We start from the raw sequence: 11,339 nt of genomic DNA on the forward strand, positions 1-11,339 counted from the left end.
ACTAGGACAAACTATGGTCTCCTCGCATCAAGCCTCAGCGGCCAGGCGCTATCTGCTGGGAGCCGTCGTGACCCTCTGCTGGGCGCTCCCGGCGCTGGCGCAGACCGCAGCCTGCCCACCGCTGCTGCAGCGGGACTTGCCGCGCCTGCAGGACGAAAAGCCGCAGGCCATGTGCCAGTACGCGGGCAAGGTGCTCCTGGTGGTCAACACCGCCAGCTACTGTGGGTTCACCGGCCAGTACAAGTCGCTGGAGACATTGCAGCAGCGCTATGCACAGCGTGGCCTGGTGGTGCTGGGCTTCCCGTCCAACGACTTCAGCCAAGAGCCGGGCAGCAACAAGGAGGTGGCGGAGTTCTGCGAGAACACCTTCAACGTCAAGTTCCCGATGTTTGCCAAGTCAAGCACGCGCCCGGACCGGCCGGACAGCAATCCGCTGATCGTCGACCTGGCCAAACGCAGCGGCCAAGCGCCGCGCTGGAATTTCCACAAATACCTGATCGCGCGGGATGGCCGCGAAGTCGTGAGCTTCGCATCAGCCACCGAGCCCTTGAGCCGCCCCTTCATCAACGAGCTCGAGCGCCTGCTGGCTCAGCCTTGACATTGATTAAGCCCGGACCGCCGCCATGTCGCCGAATGTTGCACTTCTGTCATCTTTTGTCCCCGCTGTCTGGGACATTGTTCCCACACAGCGCTCAGGGCGACGTTTCGGAGAGTACACATGCCACCTGAGCATGCGAGCAGCGCAAGGAATTGAACACTTCGTACGGAGCCAATTCGGTTCGCTGCGGTCGACACACAAGGAGTCGAATCATTTTTTTCCGTCGCAAGGCCTCCCCGGTAACGGGGCCGTAATCCCGAAGCCCTTCTCCTCCTCCTCCCTCCCTCCCTCGTTGGCTTCGGGGCGCCTTGCGACTACTTTTCTGCCCGGGGCTCCCGTCAGTGACGGGGGCCCTGTCCATTTGCGGCGCCAGCACGGCGGCGCTGCCGATCACGCCCAGAGCTTGCTGCCGTTTCTGAGCGATCTCAGCCAGAGCGGCCCCGGCAGCCAACGCAAGGGCCCGCGAGTGGCGGTTGTGGGTTCGGGAATCTCAGGTCTCTCGGCTGCCTGGGCTTTGAGCCGCCATGCGCAAGTCACGCTGTTCGAGTCGGGCGACTACTTCGGTGGCCACACCCACACGGTGGATGTCACGCTCGAAGGCCAGACCTGCGGCGTCGACACCGGCTTTCTGGTGTTCAACGAACGCACCTATCCGCTGCTGATCGAGCTGTTCGCCAAGCTGGGGGTGGAGACCGCCAAAAGCGACATGTCCTTCTCGGTGCAACTGCCGCACACCGGCCTGGAGTGGAGCGGCAGCAACCTCGACACCGTCTTTGCCCAGCGCAGCAACCTGCTGCGACCCGGCTTCTGGCGCATGCTGTCCGACCTGCTGCGCTTCAATCGCCTGACCACAGAACTGGCCGAGCGCGGCGCCGAGCAGGCGCTGGCCCAGCCGATCGGCGACTTCCTCGACGCGCAGCGCTTCAGCCGCGAGTTCCGCGACTGGTACCTGCTGCCGATGGTGGCCTGCATCTGGTCCTGCCCGACGGCGCAGATGATGGCCTTCCCGATCAGCACGCTGATCCGCTTCTGCCACAACCACGGCTTGCTGCAGGTCGCCAACCGGCCGCAATGGCACACGGTGCGCGGCGGTGCGCGCCACTATGTCGAGAAGCTGTTGGAAAGCATCGACGACAAGCGCCTGAATACGGCCGTCACCGGCATCAAGCGCATGGGAGCTGACGGCAGCGGTGGTGTGCTGCTCAGCACCCGCCATGGCAGCGAGCACTTCGACAGCGTCGTGCTCGCCAGCCACAGCGACCAGTCGCTGGCCCTGCTGGACGATGCTTCAGCACAAGAGCGTCAGCTGCTCGGCGCCATCGCCTACCAGCGCAACCGCGCAGTGCTACACACCGACACCACCTTGCTGCCGCGCCGCCGCAAGGCCTGGGCCGCCTGGAACTACGAGCATGGCGGGGATGCCGCCGGCCCGGATCAGAGCTCGGTCTGCCTGCACTACCTGCTCAACCGGCTGCAGCCGCTGCCCTGGCAGCAGCCCGTGCTGGTGTCGCTAAATCCGGTGCGCGAGCCAGCCGCCGGGCAGGTGCTGGGCGAATACGACTACGCGCACCCGGTGTTCGACCAGGCCGCCGTGGCCGCGCAGCAGCGCCTGCCGGCACTGCAAGGCCAGCACAACACATGGTTCTGCGGCGCCTGGACCCGCTACGGCTTTCACGAAGACGGGCTGCTGTCCGGCCTGAGCGTCGCCAAGGCCTGGATCGAGGACCGCGCCCACAAGGCGGCGCAAGCACGATGAACCCGCGCTGGAACACCGCCCCTCAGCCGCAGGCCCTGATCGGCCGTGGCGAGGTGCGCCACACCCGCCTGCGGCCCGCGCTGCACCGCTTCAGCTATGCCGCGTACTTTCTGATGCTGCCGATGCGGCAGCTGCGTCAGCAGCCCTGTCCCGCCTTGAACCGCAACAGCCGCGGCTGGCTGAGCTTCCACGATGCCGACCATGGCGACGGCGGCGCCGATGCGCTGACCTGGATAGAAGCGCTGCTGGCGCGGGAAGGCGTGCATGACGCCAACGGCGAAATCTGGCTGCACTGCTTCCCGCGCGTGCTGGGCTATGCCTTCAAGCCGGTCAGCTTCTGGTACTGCCAGCGCACCGACGGCTCGCTGGCCGCCATCGTGGCCGAGGTCAACAACACCTTCGGCGAACGCCATTGCTATCTGCTGCAGGGCGACGACATGCAAACCCTGGCCTGGGGCCACGAGCTGAGCACCGCCAAGGTCTTCCATGTCTCGCCCTTCTGTGCCGTGCAGGGCCGTTACCGTTTCCGCTTCATGCAGTCAGGCAGCGCCGCGCAAGCGCGCACCGTGGCCCGCATCGACCACGATGACGACACAGGCGCGCTGCTGCAGACCAGCATCTCGGGCCGTCTGGCGCCGCTCACGACGAACAGCGCGCGTGCGGCGTTCTGGGCTCAGCCCGCTTTCAGCCTGATGCTGGTGGCACGCATCCACTGGCAGGCGCTCAAGCTCTGGCGCAAGCGCATTCCCTTCTTCAGCAAGCCCGCAGCGCCGGGCGATTTCGTGACCCGTTGAGCCAACTAGGCTCATCCGCCACCTGCAAGAAAAGCAACCGCATGAACACCACAACGCTCAAGTCCGGCCTCGCTCTGCCCGACTCCGCACCCGCCGCGGCCCGCACCGTCTTCAAGCTGCTGGAGCGACTGCAGTACGGCAGCCTGGACGTGCAACTGCCCGAAGGCAGCAGCGCCCATTTCGGCGATCGCACGCAAGGTCCGCGCGCGGCGCTGCGCATCCGCAACTGGGAGGTCTGCGCCGCGGTGCTGCGCAGCGGCGACATCGGCTTCGCCGAGAGCTACATGGCCGGTCACTGGAGCACACCCGATCTGCGCGCCCTGCTGACCGTCATGCTGCGCAACCGCGAGCAACTGGAGAGCGTGATCTACGGCTCCTGGTGGGGTTCCCTGCTCTACCGCCTGCGCCATCTGCTGAACCGCAACAGCCGTGCCGGCAGCCGCAAGAACATCCATGCGCACTACGACCTCGGCAACAGCTTCTACAAGCTGTGGCTCGACCCGAGCATGAACTACTCCAGCGCCTGGTTCGACGGCGACACCAGCCGGCCGCTGACTGAGGCCCAAGGTGCCAAGATGCGACGCGCGCTGCACGAGTGCGGCCTGCAACCCGGCGCCCGAGTGCTGGAGATCGGTTGCGGCTGGGGCGCCATCGCCGAATGCGCGGCACGTGACTTCGACGCCCGGCTGCTCGGGGTGACGCTGTCGACCGAACAACTGGCCTTTGGCCAAGAGCGCCTCAAGGGCGCCGGCCTGGCCGACAAGGCCGAGCTGCGCCTGCAGGACTACCGCGATATCCCCGAGCAGAGCTTCGATGCCATCGTTTCGATCGAGATGTTCGAGGCCGTCGGGCGCGAGTACTGGGAGAGCTACTTCAGCACCGTGGCTGACAAGCTCAAGCCCGGCGGTCGCGCCTGCATCCAGACCATCACCATCCGCGACGAGCTGTTCGAGCGCTACAGCCGCTCCTCGGACTTCATTCAGCAGTACATCTTCCCGGGCGGCATGCTGCCCAGCCCGAGCCAGTTCCGCGCCCATGCCGAGCGCGCCGGTCTGACGGTCGTCAACGAACTGGCCTTCGGCACCGACTACGCCGAGACGCTCAAGCAGTGGCGTGAGTCCTTCATGGGCCGAGAGGAGCTGGTGCGCAAGCAAGGCTTCGACAAGCGCTTTATCGCGCTGTGGGAGTTCTACCTCGCCTACTGCGAAGCCGCCTTCGAGACCGGCAGCACTGACGTCATGCAGTTCACGCTGCAGCGGCGCTGAGGCTCTACCATGCTGTCGCGCCGTCACTGCCTGATTGCCCTGCCCGGCCTGGCCTGGCAGGCCTGCGCCGAGGCCAAGCCCGACGCCGGGCTGACTCTCGTCGGCCAGGCGCAGATGCGCTGGTTCGGACTGCTGATCTATGACATCCGCCTGTGGTCAGAGCGCAAACCGGCGCGCGACTGGTGGACGGCACCGCTGGCACTTGAACTCGAATACGCGCGCAGTCTAAAAGGTAGCGAGATCGCCAAGCGCTCGCTGGTCGAGATGCGCCGTCAGCAACTCATCGACGAGGCCAGCGCGGCCCGTTGGTTGACTCAGATGCAGGAGCGATTCCCCGATGTGAAGGCGGGCGACCGCCTCAGCGGGCGCCACCTGCCGGGAGAAGGCACCGATTTCTTCTTCAATGGCAGTGCGCTGCCGCGCCTGGCCGACCCGCTGTTCAGCCGCCTGTTCTTCGGCATCTGGCTGTCCGAGCAGACTTCAGAACCGCAGCTGCGCGCCAAGCTGCTAGGGCTGAGCGCATGAGCCCAATCGACGGTCTTCGCTACGGAGGGCTGGGCTTCGCGCTCGCCTTCGTCGCGCTGCCGCTCTATGTCACCCTGCCGGCTTACTACGCGGAAAACTTCGGCACACCGCTGGCCGCGCTGGGCCTGGTGCTGCTGCTGGCGCGCGGCATCGATGCGCTGGCCGACCCGCTGATCGGCCGGCTGGCCGACCGCTGGCTGGACGGCCCGGCCGCGCCACTGCTGCGTCGTCTGGCGCTGGCCGCCGTGGTCTTGGCCTTCAGTTTCGCGCTGCTGTTCTTTCCCGTGCCACGCGCCGGCACGCCCCTGCTCATCTGGTGCACCGTGCTGCTGGTCTGCACCTATCTGGCCTACAGCGTGCTGACGGTGCTGCACCAGGCCTGGGGTGCCCGGTTGGGCGGCGATGCCTTGCGGCAGACCCGCCTGAACGCCTGGCGCGAAGGCCTGGCCTTGGCCGGTGTCCTGACGGCCAGCGTGCTGCCGGCGCTGGCCGGCATGGGCGTCACGGCGGCGGCATTGGCGCTGGGCCTGCTGACGGGCTTGTGGCTGCTGCGACGCGCACCGCGCGCCGAGCTCGTCACGGGTCAGCAGGCGGCCTTGAGCGTGGCCTGGCAGACGCCGGGCTTCCGGCGCCTGCTGGCTGTGTTCCTGCTCAACGGCACGGCCGCTGCCATCCCGGCCACGCTGCTGCTGTTCTTCGTGCGCGACCGGTTGCAGACACCCGCTGCCGAGCCGCTGTTCCTGGCCAGCTATTTCCTCGCAGCCGCGGCCTCGCTGCCTCTGTGGCTGCGCCTGGTGGCGCGGCTGGGCGCAGCACGCAGCTGGGCGCTGGGCATGGCGCTGGCGATTGCCGCCTTCGCCTGGGCGGCGCTGCTGGGGCCGGGCGACTGGCTGGGCTTTCTGTTCGTCTGCCTGGGCAGCGGCTTTGCGCTCGGCGCCGACCTTGCCCTGCCGGGCGCCATGCTGACCCGCGTAATCCAGCAAGCCGGACTGGCCGGGCGCGCTGAAGGCGCCTTCTTCGGTTGGTGGAACGGTGCCAACAAGCTCAATCTGGCGCTGGCCGCCGGCCTGGCGCTGCCCTTGCTGCAAGCGCTGGGCTACACCCCGGGCCAGCGCGACGCCACCGGCCTACAAGCCCTGACCCTGGCCTACTGCCTGCTGCCTTGCCTCTTGAAGGCGGCGGCGGCAGGTCTGCTCTACCTGCTCTGGATCCGTCCGGAAAGAAAGGCTCTGCCATGCCTGCAACATCCCTGACCCGCCGCTCGCTGCTGGCCGCTGGCGCCGCGCTGGCGCTGGCCGGCTGCGCCTCCTCACCGACACCGGCCGACTACACCGGCCAGACCCCGGCGCTGGATCTGCGCCAGTACTTCAACGGCCCGCTCGTCGCGCATGGCGTGTTCACGGACCGCGCCGGCAAGGTGCAGCGACGCTTCACCGTGCAGATGGTCGGCCGCTGGCAGGGCGAAGAAGGCGTGCTCGAAGAGGACTTCATCTACAGCGACGGCAAGACCGAGCGCCGCGTCTGGCGCCTGCGCCACCTGGGCGATGGCCGCTACAGCGGCCGCGCCGACGATGTGGTGGGCGAGGCCCGCGGCGAAGCGCGCGGCAATGCGCTGCGCTGGCAGTACACGCTGGCGCTGCCGGTAGACGGCCGCGTCTGGGAGGTGCAGTTCGACGACTGGATGTACCTGATGGACGACAAAGTGATGCTGAACAAGGCTCGCATGAGCAAGTTCGGCTTCGAGCTCGGCGAAGTGACGCTGTCCTTCCGCAAGCTCTGACCATGGCCCTCAATCCCCAGCTGCGCGAGTGGCAAGGCAAGACGGTCTGGCTGGTCGGCGCGTCCAGTGGCATCGGCCGGGCGCTGGCAGAAGCCTTGCATGCCGCCGGTGCCAAGGTCGTCGTGTCGGCACGCAATGCGGCGCTGCTGGATGAGTTCGTGCAGCAGCATCCCGGCAGCCTGGCGCTGCCGCTGGACGTGCAGGACGCCGCCAACCTGCATGCGGCGCTGGGCGAGCTCTTAAAGTCCCATGGCCGCGTCGATCTCTGCGTCTATTGCGCCGGCCACTACCAGGCCATGCGCGCCCAGCAGTTCAATCTGGCCGAAGCGCTGCTTCATCTGCAGATCAACTATGTCGGCGCGCTGAACCTGCTGGACGCCTTGTTGCCGCAACTGCTGCGCCAGGCCGAGGCCGGCCAGGGCGGCCACCTCAGCCTGGTATCCAGCGTGGCCGGCTACCGCGGCCTGCCGAAATCGCTGGCCTATGGCCCGACCAAGGCGGCGCTGACCCATCTGGCCGAGACCTTGTATCTGGACCTGGCACCGCTGGGCCTGGGCGTGTCCGTCGTGCATCCCGGCTTCGTGGCCACACCACTGACAGCCGGCAACGACTTCAGTATGCCGGCCCTCATCAGCCCCGTGCAAGCTGCACAGGCGATGCTGGGGGACTGGGCCAAGGGACGTTTCGAGATTCACTTCCCAAGGCGCTTCACGCTGTGGATGAAGCTGCTGCGGCAGCTCAGCTACGGTCTCTATTTCCGCGTGGTCCGCCGCGCGACCGGACTCTGATTCATGGACCCTCGCGCCCGCGCCTTCGTCGACCTGTTCGAAAACCTCAAGCCCGCCGACGTGGCCTGGCTGGGGCGTTACTACACCGAGCAGGCCTACTTCCGCGACCCCTTCAACGAGGTGCACAGCCTGGCCGGCATCCAGGCCATCTTCGACCATATGTTCAAGAGCCTGGAGGCGCCGCGCTTCAAGGTGCTGGACGTGCTGGTGCAGGACCAGCAATGCTTCCTGAGCTGGGACTTCGAGTTCGGCCTGCGCGGCCGCAGCGAGCGCATCCATGGCGCCAGCCATCTGCGCTTTGCCGACGACGGCCGCGTGGCCTACCACCGCGACTACTGGGATGCAGCCGAAGAGCTGTGGGAAAAGGTGCCCGTGCTGGGCGCGCTGATGCGCTGGCTGCGACTGCGCCTGCGGGTCGCCTGAGCGCCTGAGCGGCTCAGTGCGACATCAGCACCGGAATCGTCATCGAGCTCAGCATGGTGCGGGTGACGCCGCCCAGCACCAGTTCCCACAGCCGCGTGTGACCGAAGCCACCCATGACGATCAGGTCGGCATCGGTATCCGCCGCATGCGAAAGCAGCGCCTCGGCGACCGGCGCGTCTGGCGTCCAGTGGGTCACCAGGCGTTCGCCCAGCGAGCTCTCGCGGTGGTGCAGCACCTTGAGCTCGGCCTCGATGCCGTGCTGGCGCAGGTAGGCTTGCGCACGCAGCAAAGGCTCAGGGCCGGCTTCATCATGATCGGCAAAGCGCACCAGCTCGACACGCTCGGCACGCTGCAGAAAGGGCAGCGCGTCACGCAGCGCGCGGGCACTCTCGCGCGTGTCGCGCCAGGCCACCAGCACGCGTGATCCGCAGCGCTCCAGCGGCGTGTCATTCACATAGGGCACGAACAGCAGCGGACAGCCGCCCGAGATCAGCAGGCGACCAATCAGCCCCTGGGCTGTGCCATCCGGCGTCTGCGGGTCGGTCTGCCCCAGCACCAGCAAATCACTGTTGCGCGTCATCTGCAGCACCTCCAGCGTCGATTCGCTCATCAAGTGGGTGCAGCTCAGGGCGCTGCCGCTGGCAGCTGCCACCTGGGCCACCAGCGCGGCGGCGCGCTCGCGGCGCTGCCCATCGGCCTCCACCCGCAACTCCAAGGCCAGCGACGAAGCCTCGGGGGATAAATAGGCGCCCGAGGCACTGGGTGCCACTGCGTGCAGGGCCTGCAATTGCGCGCCATGCGCACTTGCCAGTCGCTGGGCCAAGGTCAGCACCGCGGCCGACCGGGGGCTGTCGTTCACAAGAGCGATCAGCGAGCGCAGATTCATCGACATGGGGGGACCTCGGCAGTCAGGGCAGGCAATGGCCGCATGCTATCCGCAAGCCCACCGGATCGGCAGGGTTCACCTTGATGCGAATCAAACATTGCCGCGCCGGCCCCGGCGCAGCCGGCAAGGGCCTACTTGAGCCAGCCCTTGCGGCGGAAGTAGATGAAGGGCGCCGCCACCGAGGCCAGCATCAGCCCCAGCGCGAGCGGATAGCCCCAGGCCTGATCCAGCTCCGGCATGTACTTGAAGTTCATGCCGTAGATGCTGGCGATCAAGGTGGGAGGCAGCAGCGCCACACTGGCCACCGAGAAGATCTTGATGATCTTGTTCTGGTTGATGTTGATGAAACCAACCGTGGCGTCCATCAGGAAGTTGATCTTGTCGAAAAGGAAGGCCGTGTGGCTGTCCAGCGAGTCGATGTCGCGCAGGATCTGGCGCGCCTCCTCGAACTGCTCGGCGCTGAGCATGCGGCTGCGCATCATGAAGCTGACCGCGCGGCGCGTGTCCATCACATTGCGGCGGATGCGGCCGTTCAGGTCTTCCTCGCGCGCAATGGCCGCCAGCACTTCGCCGGCCTCAGCGTCGTTGACATCCTTCTTCAGCACGGCCGCGCTGACTTTTTCCAGGCTGTCGTAGATACCCTCCAGCGCATCGGCCGAATACTCGGCGTCCGCATCGTAGAGCTTGAGAAGCACGTCCTTGGCATCTTCGATCAGGGCCGGAATGCGGCGCGCGCGCAGGCGCAGCAGGCGGAAGACCGGCAGGTCCTCGTTGTGCACCGAGAACAGCACCTGGTTGTGCAGGATGAAGGCCACCCGCACATTGCGTGGCGCCTCGTCGTCGTCGATCAGGAAGTCCGAGCGGATGTGCAACTCGCCGTTGTCTTCCTCATAGAAGCGCGCCGACTCCTCCAGATCCTCGTCGACGATGTCCTCCGGAATGACCAGGCCGAAACGATCAAGAATCCAGCCCTTTTCCTCGGCGGTCGGCTGCTCCAGGTCCACCCAAACCGGGCGGGACAGCGCCAGCGCTTCGGGACTTTCGATCTCTTCCTGGAAAAGCCCGCCCTTCAGGCGGCCATTGTCCAGCGTGAACACATTCAGCATGCGGAGTCTCTCCAGCGCCAGCGCGCCGTCATTCTGTCGAGGCAGGGGACGGAATCTCGCCGTCCGGATGGGGTGTGGGGACCCGTCTCACTCCGGACTGGCGCTGCGGCGCGCTAACGGGCGGCCGGCATCACAGCTGCTGGAGTGGACGGTCACCGAGGGTGATCGCTGTCCAAGGAAAACTCCAGAGATTGGGTGAGCAATTATCACATCGCGGCATCTGCGCCAGCAAGCCAGCGAGGGCGCAATCGACACGGCGGCCTAGAGCCCCTGCATCGACAACAGTGCATTCCATCACAGCTTCGCCGTCGGCGGCGGCGCGGCATTCGAATTCGTCGGGTCTTTGCTGTCAAACACTTGTCACAAAGCGGCGTTGAGGCGCACACTGGTTCTGCCAACCCGGCAAGCGAATCAGACCTCCCGCTACCCGCGCCAGATCTTCTTATCCGCTACCTGTTGTCCCCTCTCGTCAAACGTCCCCAAAGACTTTTTGTCCACCCCTGTGAAAGGAGGCTCTATGAACCTGACTATCAGCGGCCACCATCTTGAAGTTACGCCGGCGCTTCGCGAGTACGTGCTCACGAAGCTGGACAGGGTGACCCGCCACTTTGACCAGGTCGTTGATATCAACGTCCTGCTCACCGTGGAAAAGCAAAAGGAGAAAGAGCGTCGCCAGAAGGCCGAAGTCACCGTCCATGTGAAGGGCCGTGACATTTTTGTCGAGCAGTCCAGTGAGGATCTCTATGCGGCAATCGATCAGTTGATGGACAAGCTGGATCGTCAGGTCGTGCGCCACAAGGAGCAGGTGCAGGACCACCACCACGCCTCAGCCAAGCGGCTGGAGATCGGCCCGTCCTGAACCCGGGCACCCACGATGTCGAAGCGGCCTGCGGGCCGCTTTTTGTTGGGCGCCATGCGCACCACCCTCAAACTTTCGGGCTTGTTGCTGCGCCGCCGCAATTTTGAGCAATACTCCCGCACTCGCCTGAAGGCGCCGCCCCAAGCGGGGGTGGGCTTTCTATAATCCTCCTCCTAGCTACCGACCAAGCGTCCCGCCCAAGGCTATCAGCCGTAATCGGCGCTGTGACCCGATGAACCGTCTTGCCGCCATCCTGCCTGCCAGCAATGTGCTGGTGAATGTGGACGCCTCCAGCAAAAAGCGTGTCTTCGAACAGGCCGGACTGCTGTTCGAGAACAACCACGCCATCGCGCGCGCCTCGGTCACGGACAACCTGTTCGCCCGCGAGCGCCTCGGCTCCACCGGCCTCGGCCATGGCGTGGCCATTCCGCACGGCCGCATCAAGGGCTTGAAGAATCCCCTCGCTGCCGTCCTGCGCGTGCAGCAGCCCATCGGTTTCGACGCGCCGGATGACGAGCCCGTCAGCCTGCTGATCTTCCTGCTGGTGCCGGAAGCCGCC

General features: G+C 66.1%; 13 protein-coding genes. 11 read left to right on the forward strand and 2 right to left on the reverse strand.

Annotation, left to right across the window (positions count from 1 at the left end; genetic code table 11):
- The first annotated feature begins 13 nt into the window (after window positions 1-13).
- The 9 genes from ACIQ67_RS16915 (at window position 14) to ACIQ67_RS16955 (ending at window position 7,929) form a co-directional block, all read left to right on the forward strand.
- Window positions 14-598 carry a glutathione peroxidase gene (locus tag ACIQ67_RS16915; RefSeq protein WP_397535558.1) on the forward strand — a complete coding sequence of 195 codons (585 nt, stop codon included), beginning with the start codon at window positions 14-16 and terminating at the stop codon, window positions 596-598.
- A gap of 403 nt (window positions 599-1,001) precedes the next feature.
- Window positions 1,002-2,354, forward strand: a complete 1,353-nt coding sequence (locus ACIQ67_RS16920) for an NAD(P)/FAD-dependent oxidoreductase (protein WP_397535546.1) — start codon at window positions 1,002-1,004, stop codon at window positions 2,352-2,354.
- On the forward strand, window positions 2,351-3,148 hold the full coding sequence (locus ACIQ67_RS16925; RefSeq protein WP_397535547.1) for a DUF1365 domain-containing protein: 798 nt from the start codon (window positions 2,351-2,353) through the stop codon (window positions 3,146-3,148). The genes ACIQ67_RS16920 and ACIQ67_RS16925 overlap by 4 nt, the downstream gene beginning before the upstream one ends.
- 41 nt (window positions 3,149-3,189) lie before the next feature.
- Window positions 3,190-4,413, forward strand: coding sequence for a class I SAM-dependent methyltransferase (locus ACIQ67_RS16930; protein WP_397535548.1), 1,224 nt, complete (start codon window positions 3,190-3,192; stop codon window positions 4,411-4,413).
- Between the two features lie 9 nt (window positions 4,414-4,422).
- Window positions 4,423-4,938: a chalcone isomerase family protein gene (locus ACIQ67_RS16935; RefSeq protein ID WP_397535549.1), complete on the forward strand. Its 516-nt coding sequence runs from the start codon at window positions 4,423-4,425 to the stop codon at window positions 4,936-4,938.
- Window positions 4,935-6,191 (forward strand): MFS transporter, encoded by a 1,257-nt coding sequence (locus tag ACIQ67_RS16940; RefSeq protein WP_397535550.1) that lies wholly within the window; start codon window positions 4,935-4,937, stop codon window positions 6,189-6,191. The genes ACIQ67_RS16935 and ACIQ67_RS16940 overlap by 4 nt, the downstream gene beginning before the upstream one ends.
- The gene (locus ACIQ67_RS16945) at window positions 6,173-6,718 is read left to right on the forward strand and encodes a DUF3833 domain-containing protein (protein ID WP_397535551.1); all 546 of its coding nucleotides are present in this window, start codon (window positions 6,173-6,175) and stop codon (window positions 6,716-6,718) included. The genes ACIQ67_RS16940 and ACIQ67_RS16945 overlap by 19 nt, the downstream gene beginning before the upstream one ends.
- 2 nt (window positions 6,719-6,720) lie before the next feature.
- Window positions 6,721-7,506 (forward strand): SDR family NAD(P)-dependent oxidoreductase, encoded by a 786-nt coding sequence (locus ACIQ67_RS16950; RefSeq protein ID WP_397535552.1) that lies wholly within the window; start codon window positions 6,721-6,723, stop codon window positions 7,504-7,506.
- Between the two features lie 3 nt (window positions 7,507-7,509).
- Entirely contained in the window at window positions 7,510-7,929 is a 420-nt protein-coding gene (locus tag ACIQ67_RS16955; RefSeq protein ID WP_397535553.1) for a nuclear transport factor 2 family protein, read from the forward strand.
- A gap of 13 nt (window positions 7,930-7,942) precedes the next feature.
- Here ACIQ67_RS16955 and ACIQ67_RS16960 read toward each other — a convergent pair whose 3' ends face one another.
- Together ACIQ67_RS16960 and corA are read right to left on the reverse strand one after the other, a co-directional pair.
- Window positions 7,943-8,821, reverse strand: coding sequence for a universal stress protein (locus tag ACIQ67_RS16960; RefSeq protein WP_397535554.1), 879 nt, complete (start codon window positions 8,819-8,821; stop codon window positions 7,943-7,945).
- A gap of 125 nt (window positions 8,822-8,946) precedes the next feature.
- Window positions 8,947-9,921: a magnesium/cobalt transporter CorA gene (corA, locus tag ACIQ67_RS16965; RefSeq protein ID WP_397535555.1), complete on the reverse strand. Its 975-nt coding sequence runs from the start codon at window positions 9,919-9,921 to the stop codon at window positions 8,947-8,949.
- 517 nt (window positions 9,922-10,438) lie between these two features.
- Between corA and hpf the strand changes: the two genes are divergently transcribed.
- Window positions 10,439-10,780, forward strand: a complete 342-nt coding sequence (gene hpf / locus ACIQ67_RS16970) for a ribosome hibernation-promoting factor, HPF/YfiA family (RefSeq protein ID WP_397535556.1) — start codon at window positions 10,439-10,441, stop codon at window positions 10,778-10,780.
- 232 nt (window positions 10,781-11,012) lie between these two features.
- Window positions 11,013-11,339 (forward strand): PTS sugar transporter subunit IIA (locus tag ACIQ67_RS16975; protein ID WP_397535557.1); only part of this gene is annotated, 327 nt, incomplete at its 3' end.

The organism is Roseateles sp. (genome assembly GCF_044373315.1).
Lineage (GTDB): Bacteria > Pseudomonadota > Gammaproteobacteria > Burkholderiales > Burkholderiaceae_C > JACDQM01.

Excerpts from the sequence above, each read along its gene's own strand:
- ACIQ67_RS16915 (WP_397535558.1), top strand. The coding sequence starts at position 14 with ATGGTCTCCTCGCATCAAGCCTCAGCGGCCAGGCGCTATCTGCTGGGA.
- ACIQ67_RS16925 (WP_397535547.1), top strand. The coding sequence starts at position 2,351 with ATGAACCCGCGCTGGAACACCGCCCCTCAGCCGCAGGCCCTGATCGGC.
- ACIQ67_RS16930 (WP_397535548.1), top strand. The coding sequence starts at position 3,190 with ATGAACACCACAACGCTCAAGTCCGGCCTCGCTCTGCCCGACTCCGCA.
- ACIQ67_RS16935 (WP_397535549.1), top strand. The coding sequence starts at position 4,423 with ATGCTGTCGCGCCGTCACTGCCTGATTGCCCTGCCCGGCCTGGCCTGG.
- ACIQ67_RS16940 (WP_397535550.1), top strand. The coding sequence starts at position 4,935 with ATGAGCCCAATCGACGGTCTTCGCTACGGAGGGCTGGGCTTCGCGCTC.
- ACIQ67_RS16945 (WP_397535551.1), top strand. The coding sequence starts at position 6,173 with ATGCCTGCAACATCCCTGACCCGCCGCTCGCTGCTGGCCGCTGGCGCC.
- ACIQ67_RS16950 (WP_397535552.1), top strand. The coding sequence starts at position 6,721 with ATGGCCCTCAATCCCCAGCTGCGCGAGTGGCAAGGCAAGACGGTCTGG.
- ACIQ67_RS16955 (WP_397535553.1), top strand. The coding sequence starts at position 7,510 with ATGGACCCTCGCGCCCGCGCCTTCGTCGACCTGTTCGAAAACCTCAAG.
- ACIQ67_RS16960 (WP_397535554.1), bottom strand. The coding sequence starts at position 8,821 with ATGTCGATGAATCTGCGCTCGCTGATCGCTCTTGTGAACGACAGCCCC.
- corA (WP_397535555.1), bottom strand. The coding sequence starts at position 9,921 with ATGCTGAATGTGTTCACGCTGGACAATGGCCGCCTGAAGGGCGGGCTT.
- hpf (WP_397535556.1), top strand. The coding sequence starts at position 10,439 with ATGAACCTGACTATCAGCGGCCACCATCTTGAAGTTACGCCGGCGCTT.